This is a genomic window from Streptomyces sp. NPDC086787 (genome assembly GCF_044745865.1).
GTDB lineage: Bacteria > Actinomycetota > Actinomycetes > Streptomycetales > Streptomycetaceae > Streptomyces.
This window is the reverse complement of sequence record NZ_JBIVBC010000001.1, coordinates 629,752-645,476: the sequence shown is the minus strand read 5'-3', so window position 1 is coordinate 645,476 and position 15,725 is coordinate 629,752. Positions and strand designations below refer to the sequence as shown.

Annotated in this window: 21 protein-coding genes; 6 read left to right on the top strand and 15 right to left on the bottom strand. The window is 69.6% G+C overall.

Annotation, left to right across the window (positions count from 1 at the left end; translation table 11 throughout):
* Positions 1-519 precede the first annotated feature (519 nt).
* A complete protein-coding gene (locus ACIPK3_RS03005) occupies positions 520-1,326 on the bottom strand; it encodes a hypothetical protein (RefSeq protein WP_402566097.1) in 807 nt (268 codons plus the stop codon).
* 771 nt (positions 1,327-2,097) lie between these two features.
* Between ACIPK3_RS03005 and ACIPK3_RS03000 the strand changes: the two genes are divergently transcribed.
* The gene (locus ACIPK3_RS03000; protein WP_402566095.1) at positions 2,098-3,528 is read left to right on the top strand and encodes a hypothetical protein; all 1,431 of its coding nucleotides are present in this window, start codon (positions 2,098-2,100) and stop codon (positions 3,526-3,528) included.
* A gap of 115 nt (positions 3,529-3,643) precedes the next feature.
* On the opposite strand, the gene ACIPK3_RS02995 is transcribed toward ACIPK3_RS03000, so the two are convergent.
* Positions 3,644-4,486 carry a DUF1206 domain-containing protein gene (locus ACIPK3_RS02995; protein WP_402566093.1) on the bottom strand — a complete coding sequence of 281 codons (843 nt, stop codon included), beginning with the start codon at positions 4,484-4,486 and terminating at the stop codon, positions 3,644-3,646.
* Positions 4,487-4,623: 137 nt separating this feature from the next.
* Here ACIPK3_RS02995 and ACIPK3_RS02990 point away from each other — a divergent pair, with 137 nt between their 5' ends.
* The 5 genes from ACIPK3_RS02990 (at position 4,624) to ACIPK3_RS02970 (ending at position 7,879) form a co-directional block, all read left to right on the top strand.
* A complete protein-coding gene (locus tag ACIPK3_RS02990; RefSeq protein WP_402566091.1) occupies positions 4,624-5,349 on the top strand; it encodes a response regulator transcription factor in 726 nt (241 codons plus the stop codon).
* Entirely contained in the window at positions 5,346-6,833 is a 1,488-nt protein-coding gene (locus ACIPK3_RS02985; protein ID WP_402566089.1) for a sensor histidine kinase, read from the top strand. Before ACIPK3_RS02990 ends, ACIPK3_RS02985 begins: the two co-directional genes overlap by 4 nt.
* A 50-nt stretch (positions 6,834-6,883) precedes the next feature.
* Complete coding sequence (locus ACIPK3_RS02980) at positions 6,884-7,117, top strand: hypothetical protein (RefSeq protein ID WP_402566087.1); 234 nt, start codon at positions 6,884-6,886, stop codon at positions 7,115-7,117.
* A gap of 88 nt (positions 7,118-7,205) precedes the next feature.
* On the top strand, positions 7,206-7,655 hold the full coding sequence (locus ACIPK3_RS02975) for a hypothetical protein (protein ID WP_402566085.1): 450 nt from the start codon (positions 7,206-7,208) through the stop codon (positions 7,653-7,655).
* The gene (locus ACIPK3_RS02970) at positions 7,652-7,879 is read left to right on the top strand and encodes a hypothetical protein (RefSeq protein WP_402566083.1); all 228 of its coding nucleotides are present in this window, start codon (positions 7,652-7,654) and stop codon (positions 7,877-7,879) included. The genes ACIPK3_RS02975 and ACIPK3_RS02970 overlap by 4 nt, the downstream gene beginning before the upstream one ends.
* A 591-nt stretch (positions 7,880-8,470) precedes the next feature.
* Here the strand turns inward: ACIPK3_RS02970 and ACIPK3_RS02965 are convergent.
* From ACIPK3_RS02965 to ACIPK3_RS02905, 13 genes are all read right to left on the bottom strand, one after another.
* On the bottom strand, positions 8,471-9,283 hold the full coding sequence (locus tag ACIPK3_RS02965; RefSeq protein WP_402566082.1) for a hypothetical protein: 813 nt from the start codon (positions 9,281-9,283) through the stop codon (positions 8,471-8,473).
* A 71-nt stretch (positions 9,284-9,354) separates the two neighbouring features.
* A complete protein-coding gene (locus ACIPK3_RS02960; protein ID WP_402566080.1) occupies positions 9,355-9,543 on the bottom strand; it encodes a DUF4314 domain-containing protein in 189 nt (62 codons plus the stop codon).
* Positions 9,544-9,630: 87 nt separating this feature from the next.
* Positions 9,631-10,686 carry an N-6 DNA methylase gene (locus ACIPK3_RS02955; RefSeq protein WP_402566078.1) on the bottom strand — a complete coding sequence of 352 codons (1,056 nt, stop codon included), beginning with the start codon at positions 10,684-10,686 and terminating at the stop codon, positions 9,631-9,633.
* Between the two features lie 80 nt (positions 10,687-10,766).
* Positions 10,767-11,366 carry a hypothetical protein gene (locus tag ACIPK3_RS02950; RefSeq protein ID WP_402566076.1) on the bottom strand — a complete coding sequence of 200 codons (600 nt, stop codon included), beginning with the start codon at positions 11,364-11,366 and terminating at the stop codon, positions 10,767-10,769.
* 19 nt (positions 11,367-11,385) lie between these two features.
* The gene (locus ACIPK3_RS02945; protein ID WP_402566074.1) at positions 11,386-11,655 is read right to left on the bottom strand and encodes a hypothetical protein; all 270 of its coding nucleotides are present in this window, start codon (positions 11,653-11,655) and stop codon (positions 11,386-11,388) included.
* A 35-nt stretch (positions 11,656-11,690) separates the two neighbouring features.
* Positions 11,691-12,038, bottom strand: a complete 348-nt coding sequence (locus tag ACIPK3_RS02940; protein ID WP_402566072.1) for a hypothetical protein — start codon at positions 12,036-12,038, stop codon at positions 11,691-11,693.
* A 97-nt stretch (positions 12,039-12,135) separates the two neighbouring features.
* Positions 12,136-12,288: a hypothetical protein gene (locus ACIPK3_RS02935; protein ID WP_402566071.1), complete on the bottom strand. Its 153-nt coding sequence runs from the start codon at positions 12,286-12,288 to the stop codon at positions 12,136-12,138.
* Positions 12,285-12,533 (bottom strand): hypothetical protein, encoded by a 249-nt coding sequence (locus ACIPK3_RS02930; RefSeq protein WP_402566069.1) that lies wholly within the window; start codon positions 12,531-12,533, stop codon positions 12,285-12,287. Before ACIPK3_RS02930 ends, ACIPK3_RS02935 begins: the two co-directional genes overlap by 4 nt.
* 316 nt (positions 12,534-12,849) lie before the next feature.
* Entirely contained in the window at positions 12,850-13,536 is a 687-nt protein-coding gene (locus ACIPK3_RS02925) for a hypothetical protein (protein ID WP_402566067.1), read from the bottom strand.
* Positions 13,533-13,757 carry a hypothetical protein gene (locus ACIPK3_RS02920; RefSeq protein WP_402566066.1) on the bottom strand — a complete coding sequence of 75 codons (225 nt, stop codon included), beginning with the start codon at positions 13,755-13,757 and terminating at the stop codon, positions 13,533-13,535. Before ACIPK3_RS02920 ends, ACIPK3_RS02925 begins: the two co-directional genes overlap by 4 nt.
* A gap of 361 nt (positions 13,758-14,118) precedes the next feature.
* Positions 14,119-14,916, bottom strand: a complete 798-nt coding sequence (locus ACIPK3_RS02915; protein ID WP_402566064.1) for a hypothetical protein — start codon at positions 14,914-14,916, stop codon at positions 14,119-14,121.
* 57 nt (positions 14,917-14,973) lie between these two features.
* On the bottom strand, positions 14,974-15,306 hold the full coding sequence (locus ACIPK3_RS02910) for an HU family DNA-binding protein (protein WP_402566061.1): 333 nt from the start codon (positions 15,304-15,306) through the stop codon (positions 14,974-14,976).
* A 39-nt stretch (positions 15,307-15,345) separates the two neighbouring features.
* Positions 15,346-15,723 (bottom strand): hypothetical protein, encoded by a 378-nt coding sequence (locus ACIPK3_RS02905; RefSeq protein WP_402566059.1) that lies wholly within the window; start codon positions 15,721-15,723, stop codon positions 15,346-15,348.
* Positions 15,724-15,725: the final 2 nt, after the last annotated feature.

The window sequence follows — 15,725 nt, the reverse complement described above, 5'->3', positions numbered from 1 at the left end:
TCCCGAGGGTGTCCTGCGGTCGATCTCCTGCCCGCGGGGCGCGGCGGGCCGGCGGCTGACACGAACACGGATCCGACGGTCCATGGCTCCTCCTCGGCGGACTTGGGAGATCTTGTACGGTCCGATGCCCCGTACGCGACAGGTCCAAGCCTCTCCCGGGGAGTTGAGGGCATATCAGTTTGGACGGCCGTCGCCCGAGGCCGGGAACCGACGCCCCACCAGGCCCTGAATGTCGCAGATGCGGCATCATGGCCTGCCCGAAGGCGACACAGGGAGAGAGCGCACCCGGACCCATGATCGAACCAGGATTCGATATCAAGGACATGGCGCATGTCCAGCACGGCATATCCCCGGTGATGCACGCCGTCGCGGGCGTCTCGTCGCCGGAACACCACTGCGTCGGCGCCTCCCTCCGCCGTGACCGCTGGTGGCGCCAGGCCCGGCGACATGTGCCGCACCGCTGCTCGTCACCGGGTCGATAGCGCAGCAGCGACATCGCGCGGTTCGTCAGGGAGCTGATCAGGATCTGGGAGTCGTCGTCGACCGACACCGCGAGCCGCTCCTCCTCCACGTGGTAGGTGCCGAGGCTCTGCGGGCACTCCCATGCCACCCTGCCGAACTCCTGGAGCCCGTACTGGTCGTAGTGGGGGCTTCCGAAGACCTGGGTGATCGTCTCTCGGGTACCCGGGTCGAAGCTGTCGCCGTGGGTGAAGACCGCCGACAGCTTGGGAAGGCGCAGCGTCCCCTCCTGCTGCCGCAACGCGGCCAGCAGCACCTCGAGCGGCTGCCCCACGGGATGTCGGGCTTGAAGTCCGCGCACAGGCGCTCCAGATGGCGGGTGTCCCGCGAGGAGATCGCCGACACGTTGATGCGGAGCAGCAGGGCGCTGCCCAGGTAGTGCACCGTCGCGAAGGCCACCGGCGCGTGGGCGGGGTCGGCGGTGGCACGGATGATGCGAAGGCCCGGACTCAGTCCGTAGGCAGCGAGAAAGCGCAGGTTGGTGGCCGCCGACTCGGTGAGCCAGGAGTCGTCGTGGGTGATCCACACCGGGTCGCCGGTGGTGCCCGAGGTGTGTACCCGCAACTCGTCCCAGGCGTCGACCAGCCCGGTCGTGACCGACTCGGGCGCGTGGCGCAGCGTCTCCTTCTCCAGGACCGGCAGCCCGGCCAGGACGGACTCGGCCCGCTCCGGGAGGATCTGCATGGCCGTCAGGTGCGGGGCGAAGCAGGGGGTGCGGGCGGCGCGGTGCAGAGCATCGGCAAGCCGTTCGCGCCGGATCCCGTCCAGCGCCTCCCGGGCAGGTACACCGTCTGGAAGAGCCGCCACCCTTCACCTACCGCCGCCGCGGTGCGCAAGCTGGCGTTGTGCCACCAGTGGTGACCAGTCATCGTCTCTCCGTCATTCTCGACACCGGCCACGGAGGGAGGAGGTTCGTCGAACAGCACTGCTCTGAAAGGCAGTCGGGCGGGCCAGGTGCGGGCCTCCAAGCGAAGGCCCACACCTGCCGCGTCAAGGGCCGACTCAGGCGGCCTCCTTCAGGGTGATGGTCATCGAATTCACCTCCTCCGGCTCATCGGGGGCGCTTGCCCCCCCGACACGCAGAAGCTTCGCCCAGGCCGATCCGCGATCGATCTACGCGCGTTCCGCAGGCGATACATGCCTGGGGCCGAGGATCACGGGGTCCGTCGGCGACGAGCGGGAGGCCGATCCCGCCCAAAGATCGCGGAGCAGCGGAGTGCAGGTGGCCGGTCGACCGACCTTCCCGGTCCGGCGTCGGCATGCATGGTCTGCGGCGACCGGCCCGAGGCTCCGCCCCCGTCTTCGCACGGGCGACAGTCGGCGCAACTGGCGGGCTGCACGGGGCCCGGTCGTCGTCCACTCCGTCGCGGCTCCCGCAGAGCAGCCGGGCGATCAGTCCCGTTCGGCGTCAGCAGCCGGCTTCCGGCGCGTGTGATCTCTTCAGGTGAAACCGGGCGGCCGGGGCGTGGGATGTGGGCGATGAGGTTACGTCTGCTGAGGTGTGCGGCCCATGAGGTCCAGGACCGGCCCCGGACGGAGCCGTCGGCGGGTCGTCGCCCAGACGCGAGGAGCAACCCCATGCCGTTTCGGAGAAAGCCGAAGTCCACGTTGAGAGTGCTGGCGGCGGTATCCGCGGGCGCGGCGTTGTCCATGGCCATCGCCGTACCCGCCCATGCCGTCCCCATCATCATCAACGTCCCCTGTACCGGGGCGGGCGGGGGAACGGCCGGCCTCAACACCGCCGTCACCACCCTCAACGGCAACGCCGGAGGGGGCACCATCATCCTGGCCAGCTACTGCGTCTACCAGTACGCGGCCGACAGCGGCGACGGGCAGAACGCCGTACCCCCGATCACCAACACCATCACCATCACCGGCAACCACGCCACGCTCCAACGCACCGGCGCCGCCTCCTACCGGCTGCTGGCCGTGACGTCCGGCGGTGCCCTCATCGCCGACACGTTCACCGTGATGAACGGCTCGACCGCCTCGGACGGAGGCGGCATCCTCGTCGACACCGGCGGCACCCTCACCGGCACCGGCCTGGCAATGCAGGGCAACACCGCCATCAACGGCGGCGGGCTCGCCGTCGCCGCGGGCGGCACCGCCGACCTCACCGGCGGCCTCATCAACGACAACCGCGCCACCGCGCGCGGCGGGGGCATCCAGACCCGGGGCACCACCACCCTCCACGCCGCCGTCGTGTCCGGCAACCGGTCCGCCAGTTCCGGGGGCGGCATCGACATCACCGCGCCCGGCAGCCTCACCACCGACCTCACCGGAAGCCGCACAGTCATCCGGAACAACACCTCCCCCCAGGGTGGCGGGGTGAAGACCACCAGCGGTACCGGAGCGTGGTCGCTGACCCTGCAGAACGCCAACGTCTTCGACAACACCGCCAACAACGGAGAGGGCGGAGGCATTGCCATGCGCGGGCCGGCCGGAATCGCTCTCATCAAGGACTCCACCATCGCCGGCAACAAGGCCTCGGATCCCACGGGGCAGGCCTTCGGCGGCGGCGTGTCGGTGGACTTCGACAGCACCAGTACCTCGAACACGGCGACCCTGGACAACACGCTGGTCACGAGCAACATGACGCTGGGGGTGGGGAGCCTTGGCGGTGGTATCGGCCACTTCGACGGGGTCCTGAGGCTCCAGAACGGCACCGTCGTCAGCAAGAACCTCGTTTCCGGCCAGTACGGTGTGGGCGGCGGCATCGCCACGAGCACCGGCTCCGCCGGCGAGTCGCTGACGGTCGACGGCTCCTCGATCACCGACAACAAGGTCACCGGCACCGGCTCCGCGGCCGCCGGACTGTACGCCTCGGGATCACCGACGGTGGCCCTCAACAACGCCACCATCACCGGCAACACCGCTCCGCCCGCCCCCGCCCCGGGCGGTGTCTACAGCGACACCAACATCACCCCCACCGGCACCACCACCATCACCGGCAACACCCCCACCAACTGCCTGTACAGCCCCGCCACCATCACCGGCTGCCTGAACTGAACCCGGCCCGGCGGCAGAAGCAGCCGCAAGAGCCGGGCCTGTGGTGAGCCCTCGGCGCCGACGCGCACCATCCGCGTCGGCGCCGAGGCGTGCCGCAAGCCTTCCACGTCCTCCGTCAGACCCTGCGCCAGCGCGCGTTCGCCCAGGAGAAGACGCCGAAGGCCGCGAGGCCGACCGCCACGAGAACCAGCAGCCAGGGGCCGACGGGGGTGTCGGCGAACGAGCGCAGCGTGTCGTCCATGCCCTTGGCCTTGCCGGGTTCGTGCCGCACGGCCGCGGTGACGGCGAACGCACCGGCCGCGGCGAAGACCGCTCCTCGCGCGGTTCCGCCGAGGATGCCGACGAAGTCGACGACCTTGCGCGTCTTCGCGGACATCTCCGACATTTTCATGTGCTTGTGGAACTTGCGCATGATCGCCCTCACCGCGATCCACACGCCGGCACCGGCCACCACAAGACCGGCGACGGCGACGATCCACTGCCCGCCGGGCCACTCCAGCGCCTTCGCGGTGACGTCTCGGGACTTCTTGTCCGAACTTCCGCTCCCGCTGCCGCTGTCACCGGCGGCGAAGGACAGCACGGAGTAGGAGACGAATCCGTAGAAGACGCACCGGCCGGCGGCCATCGCCCTCTTGCTCGCCTTCTGCCCGTCCGCCCCGGCCTGCCCGAACACGGCCTCGGACAGCCGCCACAGCGCCATTCCGGCCAGTGCCACACCGAGAATCCAGAGCAGCACCACGCCGAAGGGCTTGGCAGCGACTTCCCCCAGGGCGCCGCCCCGGTCCGCCTGCTGTCCGCCACCGTCGGCGAACGCGATGCGCAGGGAAATCACGCCGATCAACAGATAGATGACGCCGCGGGCGACGAAACCCGCGCGCGCCGCCGACGTGACGGCCGGGCTCCGCGCCGCGCGTCGAGCCTGACCGATACCTTGTGTCGTTGCCGAGCCGGTAGCCATTGCTCCCGCTTACCCCCGCATCGCCGTCCAACTCACCGTCCGACCTCCGGAAGCACGCTCCGCTCGCCTCTCCAGCAGGGTGTTTGAGGCAATGGCGCATCATGGCGGTGGTCGATGAGCGGCACGTGGAGGCGGGAATGGGTGCTGAGCCCAGTAGTGGCCGGGTTCTGCTGGTGGACGACGATGCCGCGATCCGGCGTTCGCTGGCGCGCGGGCTGCGCTTGAAGGGTTTCGCCGTCGAGGTGGCGGAGGGCGGCCGCAGCGCCCTGGCGAAGACGGCGGCGCAGACGCCCGACGTGATGGTGCTCGACATCTCGATGCCGGATCTCGACGGCATAGCCGTGTGCCGCAGGCTCCGGACGGACGGCAACGACATACCCGTGCTCATGCTGTCCGCCCTGGACGAGGTCCCGGACCGGGTGGCGGGCCTTCAGGCCGGCGCGGACGACTATCTCGTCAAACCCTTCGCCCTTGATGAGCTGGTGTTGCGTCTGCAGGCGCTGCTGCGTCGACGGCCGCCCGCCGGCACCGACGCGGACGTCGTCCGGGTCGGCGGCTTGGTGCTGGATGTCGCCGCGCGCACCGTCAGCCTCCATGGCGGGCCGGTGGAGCTGACCCGCCGGGAGTTCGAGCTGCTGGAAGTGCTCGCCCGCAACACCGGCCTCGTCCTCACCCGCGACCAGCTGCTGGAGCGGGTGTGGGGACACGACTTCGAGGTCCGCACCGACGCGGTGGACACGTTCGTGAGCTATCTGCGCCGCAAGCTGGAGGCGGGCGGGCAGCCCAGGGTCATCCACACGGTGCGCGGTGTCGGCTTCGTCCTGCGCGACGGGGACGGCGGCAGGCGGGAGGGCCGGCTGTGAGGCTGTCCACCAGGGTGGCGATCACGGTGGGGGCGGTGGTGCCGCTGCTGGTGGCGGTGTCGGGCTGGGTACTGGTGGATCTGGTGGCCCGGGATCTGCATGCGCAGGCCGACCAGCGGCTGAAGGAGCGCGCCCACAGTGTCGCCGTGGCGGCCCGGGGTCTGCTCCGCGCCAGTTCCCGGGACCGGCCCCGGGCCGAACAGGCGCATCAGCGCCAGCTGTTCACGTCCGCGCTGGACGTCGGCATCCGCCTGCAAGGTCCCGAAACCAGCGTCCAGGACGGCCCGCAGCCCGATGCCTCGGTTCGTCTGCCGTCGGCGACCGGGAAACCGGTGAGCGTCACTTCGCGCGGGCAGACCTGGCGAGTTCTCGCGCAGCACGTCACCGGCGCCAGACCCAGCGTGCAGGGGACGCTGTGGCTGTTCTCCCCGGATTCCGCCAGCCAGGCCCAGATACAGCTCGTGCGGAGACGGGTGGTCACCGTGGCTCTGCTGGCCGCGCCGGTCTCCGCAGGCCTGGCGTGGGCGCTGGCTGCCCGGGCGGCCCGGCCGCTGCGGCGGTTGCAGCAGCGCACCAGTGGCCTCGACCCCCACACCAGTACCGCACGCCTGGAGCACACCCCGACGCGGATCACCGAGGTCGACGACCTCGCACGCAGCGTGCAGACCTTCCTGACCCGCTACGACGAGCAGGCCACCCGAGCCGCCGAAGCACTCGCGACGGCACGCTCGTTCTCCGCCGCCGCCTCCCACGAGCTGCGGACCCCGTTGACGAGCATGCAGACCAATCTCGACATCCTCGACGCCTTCCAGGACATCGACCCCCGGGACCGTGCGGAGACGGTGGAGGACCTGCGGCGCGGCCATGCCCGGCTGCTGGGGCTGCTGGTGATGCTGAGGACACTGGCGCAGGGAGACCTGGTCGAGGCGGACGCCTTCACCTCCGTCGACCTGGCCGATCTCGCGGAGGCGTCCGTGTCGGAGCTGCGACGCACCCACCCCGACGCCGAGGTGGGACTGGTGAGCGCCGCGGCGCTCACGGTGCACGGATGGCAGCCCGGACTGGGTTCCCTGCTCGACAACCTCCTCTCCAACGCGCTGGCGCACGGCAGGTCCGCCGACGGCCGCACCGTCATCACGGTGACCCTGCGGGCAGCCGGCGACATCGGCGCCCCGACGGCGGTGCTCACCGTGGACGACCAGGGCCCCGGTGTGCCGCCACAGCAACGGGATTCGGTCTTCGAACGTTTCCACCGGCGCTCGGAGAGTCCCGGCTCCGGTCTGGGGCTCACCCTGGTCGCCCAGCAGGCGGACCTGCACCACGCGCACGTGCGCGTGCTGGACGGCCCCGGCGGCCGGGGGGCCCGCTTCGAGATCACCTTCCCCCTCGCCCGCCCGAACCACGGCAACAGGACGGTCCAGCACCGCAACTGGCTGTCGGACACGTCCCGGCGCCGACAGGATTCCCACAAGGAACGTCCCTAATTTCCTCCTTGCGCGGACGGGCGGCGCGCCCACGCCAGGAGGAGGACGCCATGCTCGACACCGGCACCGCAGACCCGCACGACACCGGAGAGCGCACGCACGGCCTCTCCCCCGGGCTACGCCGTGTTCGCACCCGGAGGGCCGACGCACTGATCACCGCCCTCGCCGCGGCCGGCCTCGCGGTGTCGGCTCTCCTGGGCGGCGCCCTGGCCACGGCGGACGGCACAGGTGTGCGCGTCGACGAATGCGTGACGAGTGCCGCGGACGCGCCGGGCGGCTGCTGATCGAGCCACAAAGAAACCACAAAAACGGCTCCTACCTTCGCCCTCGTATCTGTGCAGCACCCGGAGCAGCACTCGGATTGGAGAGATCATGCAGTGTCGTAAGGCGCCCATGACCGCGGCCTTCGCAAGCCTCGTCCTGGCCGGAGTGGTGGCGGCGACCGCCCCCTCGTACGCCGCGGACACCACGGCGGCGGCCTCCGCGGCCTCCACGACCGCGCACGCAAAGGGCACGAAGGGACCCAAGGGCGACGGCGCGGGAGCACTGTGCAAGAAGGTGCCGAAGCTGGAGGAGCGGATCGACAAGCGGATCAAGCGGATGGAGGGCCCCGTCGGCAAGCGCGGCTCCATCAAGTTCCTGGAGCAGCGCATCGCCAACGCCAGGTCGGAGAACCACACGGCCATCGCCGAGTTCCTCGGCGACCGCCTCACCACCCGCAAGACGCTCCTGCCACTGCTGAAGCAGAAGCAGACCGACCTCAAGGATGTCGCCACCTGGTGCGGCGCGAACAACAACGGCAAGCCGGCCGGAACGTCATGACGCGCCGCCGCCTCGCACTCCTGCTGACCGCGGCCGTCACAGCGCCCCTGCTCGCGACAACGGCCTGCTCCCACTCGCCGGGCTCGGACGACACGGCACCGGCCGCCGGCAGCTCGGCCACTCCGGGGGACCAACTCCCCCGGATGGCAAAGAAGGTCGAGGACGCCCAGAAGGCCATGGCCTCGGCGGACGCCAACGGGGACGCCGACAACTCCGGAAACTGACCGGTGCGATACGGCACCTGTGTCCACTGAACGGATGAACGGGGGCCGCCACCCTGGAGTGGCGACCCCCGTTCTCACGTATCCACAGGTAAAAACGATCCTGCGGGACCGCTCTGTGGTGGGGCAGGTGGGACTCGAACCCACGGCCGGCGGATTATGAGTCCTTTGGGAATCTTGTCAGCCCTTGCTGATCAACGCTCAATCTAGCCGTTTCGGCTGGTCAGAGGGGGTGCCACTTGTCGGCACCCCCTCACCTTTGCCCATCTGTTCCTGTCTTTGTGTCCCGACTGCGTCCTGCCACCGTCCTGTCCGGACCGTGCCCCGTGGGTCAGTGAGCCTGTCGTGCCAGCTCAAGGAGGGGACTCGAACCCTCCACCGACGGATTCCCCTTCCAGCGCGCAGAGGCTCTGCCCCTGAATCCGGGGCAGAGCCTCTGTGGCCGTTCTCGCAGGCCAGACGTCTACAGGCAGCCTATCCGGCCTCGCTCCGCCATTCCAGGGTCAGCGGAGGGATCGAAGTGGGCGCGGGGCGGCCCCGCGTCGGTGCGCGTGGGGGCGCGGCGTAGCCGCGCCCCTGGTTGGGGTGTTCGGGTCAGGTGGTGCTGGCCTTGGGGCGGCGTTTGGTGGGGCGTTTGCGGGGGCGGCGCGTTGCGGCCGGTTCGCTGATCTCGCCGGCGCCTTCTTCGGCGGGGGTGGCTTCGGGGGCCGTATCGGGTTGTTGGTGGTCGGACTCGGATGAGGGCTTCCCGGTGGGGGCGGTGCTGTCCGGGCCGTCGTCGCTCGCGGCGCTCTGAGTCTGGGGTTCCGGCTCGGCTGGCGGGTTGGCTTCGGCCTCTGGGTCGAGGTCGGGCTGCATATCGGGCTCGTCTTGGTTCTCTGGTTCGAGGTCTTCGTCGTGGGGGCGGGTGTGGGCCTCGGGGCCGCAGTCGCGTAGGGACGTGCCTGGGGTGGCGGTTGGGTCGTCGTTCAGTGCGTCCATTGCCTTTTCGAAGAGTTCGACCCAGGGGCGGTGGCCGACGTAGTGGGGCTTGTATTCGAAGGCGGGGAGGAGGTGATCCCGGAGGGTGCGCAGGATGATGACGGCGGGGTCTTCGTCTTCTGCGGTGATGAGGCTGGCCGCCTTGTTGTATCGGTGGCCTTCGGGAAGGCGTGCGGCCATGCGGGTGTCGTGTGCCGTGTGCTCGGCGGGGGTGGCGCCGTCAGGGAGGGAGGGGGCTGCATTGCCGGTGATCCACAGTTGGACACTCTTTCCGCCGAAGGTGGGGCGGAAGCTGATGGCTCGTCCGTCGCAGATCAGGTGGGCCGAGTCGTCGGCAGGGGCTTCGGGGTCGATGGTCCAGTCTCCTCCGAGGCTCTGGGCGAGGGTGGCCGCCGTTTCTCGGACTGCGGCGTCGGTGATGAGCATGGGCGTGCGTCTCCAAGAGGTCTGCTGGTGAGAGGTCGGGCCTGCCCCGGCGTGGAGCAGGCCCGACGGGGTCATGCGGGGCGCACTTCGTCGCCGTCGTCCAGGAGTAGCGAGAGCGTGGAGCCGCTGCCCCAGTCGACGGCGAGCTGGGCGAGGTTGGCGTCGTATCGCCGAACGGTCCCCTCGTCCCCTTCGGTGAGGTCGGTGTGCGGGTCGGTGGTGTGGATGAGGGCGACGCGGTCGCCGCGTTTGTAGGTCATCGGAGCCCCTTTCGTTGCTTCTATTCTATATGCATTCAGGGCAGGGTCAAGATCGCATACAGGAGATCGGAGGAGCGTTCGCCCTGGTCAGGCGGCTACCTTCCGGACCAGGGCCTCGACTTTTTGGATTGCCGCGAGGATGGCGGCCTGCGCATGCAGGTCGTCGCGATGTTCGATGACGGCACGCGCCTGCTCGGCGGCCGTCGCGTAAGCGTTGCCGTCGTGCAGGGTGTCGGCGCAGGCGATCAGAACGTGCGGGCCGAGGTCCCAGATGATCGCGTTGACGGCTGCTCCGGCCGCCGCGAGTTCATCAATGTCGGTCAGTGCCCATCCGAACTCGTGGGGATCGATGTCTTTCTCCCGCATGATCTGGACGGCCGCGCGGTACATCTGACCGGTTCCCCCGGTCGGCTCATCGAACTTCATCCCCGGCTTGAGGTGCGTGTCATCGATCACCATCCGGGCCATCAGTTCGGCGACTTCCGGCGGCGTGTGAACCTCCGCGAGAGCGTCGTGGGCGCCCTCCGAACGCATGACGGCCAGCACCGCCCCCATCACGTCGGAGGTCGAACGGTAGTAGGCGTCGTCGCTGCTGGTCAGGTGGAGCAGTCCGCGGGTGAGAGCGGCCTCGACCACTGCCCTGACAGCGCGGGCCCGCGTCGGTTTGGGCTTCTCGTCCTCCATCCACTTGTGCAGCGGCGTGGCGCGGTCGATCAGGTCCGGCCGCATGATCCACCAGCGGGCCCAGCACTCGCGGAACGCCGTGAGGAGCTGAGTGTCGTCGAGGCTGAGCCACCAGTCGGCGGCGAGGTAGGCGTCCGGGCCGCGCAGAGGCCACAGGGCGAGTGTGGCCACCACCCCCATCGGAATCTCGATGGCCGTCCCGCCCTGGGCGTTGTGCCAGGCACGGCTGACGGCTTCGGCTATGTCGAAGGCCGTCCGGTGCGGATTGCTCAGCGAGGGGCGGTAATGCCCCAGCTTGGGCTTGACCGTAGCCAGCTTGGGGCGGGCCGACGCCGAGACGGTGACAGGCGCAGGTGCCGGCGGGAGGTCGGCAAGGTAACTGCGGGTCACGGCGGGGATGGGCGAGGGCGGCGGCTCGTCGGGTACGTCGGCGTCACCGAACAGGTCGAGCTGACTCATGCTGTTCTCCTGGGTCAAGGGGTGTCGGGCGCTCGTCGGCGCGGCGGCCCGCGTGCTGCGCGGGCCGCCGGAAAGCAGGGTCAGCGCGCTCCGCGCTGCATGCGGCGGGCCGCGGCGGCGGCTTCCCTGGCGCGGCTCGCTGCGGAGACGGCGGCGTGCCGGAGGAATTCGGTCAGATCCTCGGTGGTGACCTGGGCGAGGATGTCGGCCAGGCTCAGGTGACGCTGCTCTGGCGCACGGTACGGGTAGCCCTGCGCGAGGGTGAGCACGATGCCGGGGATGAACTGATCGGTCTGCTCGTCACTGAGGCCGAGCCGCTGTCCGACGTGATGGACAGCGTCGAGGTCACCGAGAAGGGCCGTAGGCGGTACGGCCTGGTGGGCGCATTCGGCGGCGGCAATCTCCCGCTGGACGTATGCCTCCCAGCTCAGCCGGGAGTCGACCTCCCGGCCGTCGGCCATGAGGGCGCTGGCGGTGAGGGTGGCTTTGAAGCGAGGCGTTCGCGCGGCGGTCAGCAGGTATTCGTCGGGGGTGAATCCTGCGCGGGCGACGGCGGGGTTATGGGCCTGCGCGCGGAAGTGTTCGAGCGTTGCGAGCAGGGCGCTCTCGGCGGCGTCGGGGCTCACGCCCAGGCGGGCCACCAGACTGGCGCACAGGATGTCCGCGTAGAAGGTGTGCATCTCATTCTCTCCAAAGGGGCTATCGGGCGCGGGCTTTGCGGGTGAGGTAGGCGTTTGCGGCGGCCAGGCGCGCGGGGGTGGCGACCAGTTCCTCGGCCCAGACCCTTCCGGCGATGTCGCCCGCGGTCTCCACGTTGGGCGCGGTGACGATGTAGGCGCGCTGTCCGGATCTGGTGAGTCTCTTGCGCCGCGCGTCGGGGTTGGCGGGGACGGGCTCGACGGCGACGATGTCCATCTGGGCCGGGTTGGGTTCGTGGAAGATGACCCACCAGGTGGGCGCTGTGCTCATCTCGTAGTCCTCTTTCGGTAGTTGCGCGGAAGTGGTTAGTCCTGGGCCTGCGGCGGCCCGTAGTGGATGAGCAGTTCGGCGATCTCACGGCCGATGTGGTCCATGAGGGTGCGGATCTGCGTCCGGTCGCCTCCGAGGTACAGGGCCAGGTCGAGGACTTGTGGGGCGGCGGTGTAGTCGAGGAGCTGGCGGTACTGCTGCTGCGTGAGCGGCGCGAGTTCATCCGGCCGTAGCGCCCAGGCTGCGGTCGCGGCGCTGTCGATGAGGTTGGCGGCGGCGCACAGCGCCGCGTCGTCGGGCTCGCGGGTGGTGATCACCAGGAACATGGCACCGAAGTGGTGTTCCGGTGTGTTGATGACGGGCGGGGTAGGGCGGGCGGGCATGGAGTCTCCAGTTCGAGGGCACACCACCCCGATGCTTCTTTTCTATAGGCATTCGGGGCATGGTGCGCCGGTGGGCACGACGGGAAGTAGGTCGGTTCTAGAGGATGGCGGCTTGGCAACCGAGGGCGTGGGACTGGGCACCGTCGACGTGGAAGCCGATACAGCGCAGTTCGGACCGACGCGAGTCGATGATGATCTCGTCTACGTGGCCGTCCGGCTGGACGAGCAGGGCGCGGGTCGTGGCGATCACTGGAGGGGTCCAATCGTGCGCGGGGCGAGTCCCCGGGGGTTGGAGGGCAGGGGAATGGCGATGTCGCGGGGGTCCGGGAGCGGGTGGACATAGAAGTAGCCGGGCGGATGGGTGCGGAGGTTGGCCAGCCGGGCGAGGAGGGAGACGTCGCCGGTGAGGGCCCTCCATGCGTCCCCCGGCTCCTTGAGCAGGTCGAACTGGAGGAGCAGTCGGCCGTCGTCGCCGTGCAGGCGCCACAGGGGCATGCTCGGTGGGGCCGTCTGCTGTGGCGACGATCGTCTTGATGCGCGGCTCGATCCCGGCTGCGGTGACGGACAGGCGTCGCAGCACCGCGCGCGCGAGGTCGCGGGTAGCCAGGCAGACCTGGCGGTCCGCGACGCGACAGGGGTCGACCGGTGTCACGCGTGTCCTCCTTGGCGTAGGTCCGCCCGGTGGCCGGGTTGCATGTCACCGGCCGCCGGGCGGAGTTGGGTGGGGTTCCCCCCTTTATCTTGGTTCTATTCTATATGCATTGGGAGGGTTTGCAAGATTTCTGGCGGATTTTCTTGCCCTGGAGTCGAGCTATTTCCGCAGGTCAGCAACCATTGCGGGGGCGTCCAGTTCCCTGATGTGCAGGACGAGGCGGGACCCGCTGACCACGTGCCCGATCCTCATGTCCGGCCCCGCGACGCGCGTGTGGTCGTCGTCGTCCAAGACGCCCTGGTCCACGAGTCCGTCCACACACGCCTTGAAGCTCGGGTACCAGTTGGCCGGGTCGCGCCGTCGCCGGTCCTCGGGATGCAGCACGCCCACGACGTGTGCCCTCGCCAGGTGGGGGACTTCTCGCGAGGCAGCCCAGGCCGCGCGGCGCAGAACCCTGGTGATCTCCGCACGGCGATGATGGTGGAGCCGCTGGTTGGCGTTGAGAAGCAGCAGCCGCGGGGGCAGCGCCACGCGGAAGCGGCGTCCCGGCATGCCGTCGAACCAGTCCGTCGTCTCGACGGCGGCCTCACGGTGCTGGGTCGGTGCCAGCGGCCGGGGCGCTGCGGCCGTGTCGTCGGGCGCGTACCCGCTCTTGCGCTTGGTCCCGGTTCCGGTGACCGGGCTGGCGTGCAGGCTTGATACGAGGATGAGGCGCTGGCGAAGCCCGGTGGCAGCGTCGGCGACCAGGGCACGCATGTCGCCCTGCTCGTACTGGACGACGCGGATGCGAGCGGTGTCCTGTGGGTGGCAGGCCGCGAAGACGCGGCCCGTTCGTATGTGGGTCACGGGCGGTTCCGGTTCATCAGGGAGTGGGCAACCCTGGCTATGACGGCCGCGGGCCAGAAGGCGATGACGACCGCGAGGTACAGCGCCAAGGCGACCGGCATCGCGCGCGCGGCGAGTCGGAGCAGGGGTTCTTCGGCGAGCATCACGATGGCGACGACGGTGCAGACGATGATCCCGACGAGCCATCCGAGCAGGATGAGCCCGCAAAGCAGTCCGATCATGACCCGCTGCCAAGGTCGGGGTTCACGGGAACGATCATCAGTACGCCAGCTCGGGCGAGACGAAGCGCCAGGGAGGCCGCCCGTCCTCTCGGGTGAGCTGCGAACCCTGCGCAGATCGCGGGGGTTTCCGTGCCGAGTGTCTGGTGGCAGACGATGTGCCCGTTGTCGGCGACAGCCTGCTTGACCATGCCCGCGACCCGTCCAGCCTCCAGGTTCATGAGGTTGCCCGGCCGGAAGATGCACGTCGAGCAGCGGTGGCCGCACGCCCGGACGCTCCAAGTCGCGGGGTCGGCGACGTCATCGCGTAGCCCGTCCGCTGAGTACGTGGCAGCACCGTTCACTGGTCGATCCTCGCCGTGCATCAGCGCACCTCCGCGTTCGTGTCGTCGCGGTCGGCGGCGGATGGGTCCTGTCCGTCGGGCAGCATGGGCGCCGCTTCGTGGGTGCGCCGTAGCTCGATCAGCGGAAGGGGGCGGGCGACGCCCTTGCGCCGCTGCCGGAGGATGGTGACGGGGCCCAACAGCCGGCGCAGGTCCTCCTCCTGCGCCTCGGCGTACGCGTAGCGGTCGGGCATGACCTCCAGGAGGTGTTTCCACTGGCGCATCCCAGCCCTGACGCACGTCCCACCGCAGTTGTTGTGGGAGAAGCCCAGTTCGTACAGGCGCGGTGGGATGACACCCAACGCGCGTGCCTCCCGCAGCATCTCTGCCTTGGTCAGCGGTCGCTCCCACTTCGAGCACAGGGGGAAGCGGGTCCGCCAGGGCTTCCACGCGCGCGCGATGGCGGGTATGCGGGCGCGGTCGCGCGCCGCGGGCTCGATGCCGATGTAGACCAGCGTGTGGGCGGGGTCCGCGTGCTCTTCCATCCATGTGCGGCATGGGATTTGCTTCAACACTCTTGTGCAGGGCGCGAGTCGGTCATTGCCGAGGAACCGCTTGTCGCGGAAGACCTGCCAAGGTGTGCGGCCGTCAGCCACCTTGGTCAACGGCACTCCCAACAGTCGGCTGGTGTCGGCCGCGAACCTCCAAAGGTCGTGGTCTTCAATGCCCGTGTCGGCGATGAGGAGGGTGAGGTCGGTGGTTCCGTGCTTCTCCGCGACGCGGACGGCTGCTGCGAAGCTGCCGATGCCGCCGCTGAACTGCACGACGTGAGCGGTCACTGTTCGCTCCGGTGTCGGGCCGCCCCGGGTTGTGCCGGGGCGGCAACGGCGGGCAGATCAGGTGCGGGAAGTCTTGGGGGCCTTCTTGATGGCGCTGCCCGTCTCGGGGAGCTTCTTGGTGCCGTCGACCAGGCCCTTGAACGAGGCACCGGGGCGGAAGCGAACGGCGCGGGTCGCCTTCACCTGCATGCGCAGTCCGGTCTGTGGGTTGCGTGCGAGTCGTGCCGGACGCTCGACGGGTTCGATCGAGCCGAAGCCGGTCACGTTGACTCTCTTTCCCTCGGTGACCGCGCGGACGATGGAGTCGAAGACTGCCTCGACTGCCTCTGCGGCATCGGCGCGGGAGCCGATCTTGGCGGCGACGTCCTCGATGAGGAGCTGCTTGTTCATGTCTGTCCTTGGGTGAGTTGGGATGGAACGTGGCCGAGGTCAGGCGACGGGTTCACTGAGCGCGAGCGCCCAGTGGTTGACGGCTCGGGGTGCGGCCTGGGGCACGTAGGCGATCGCCTCGACGGGGATGTCCGCGTAGCTGCCGAAGGTGCGGCGGCACAGGCTGCCCTGGGCGGTGGTGGACGGATTGGTGTGCGAGTCTGGGTCGTCGCTGCCGATCAGGTGTGCCCACCGCTCGTACGCGCCCGCGGGCGGCTGGTGCATGTGCAGCCGGACGCCCATGCCGTACTCCACGCCGTCGTGGAAGATGGCGGCGAATTCGATGCCGGGCGCGGGCAGGTCGGGGTTGAGCTGTGCGATGAGCGCCACGGCCGCGACGGGGCCCAGCAGTTCGCGCATCGATCGGTTGTGGGGCATGA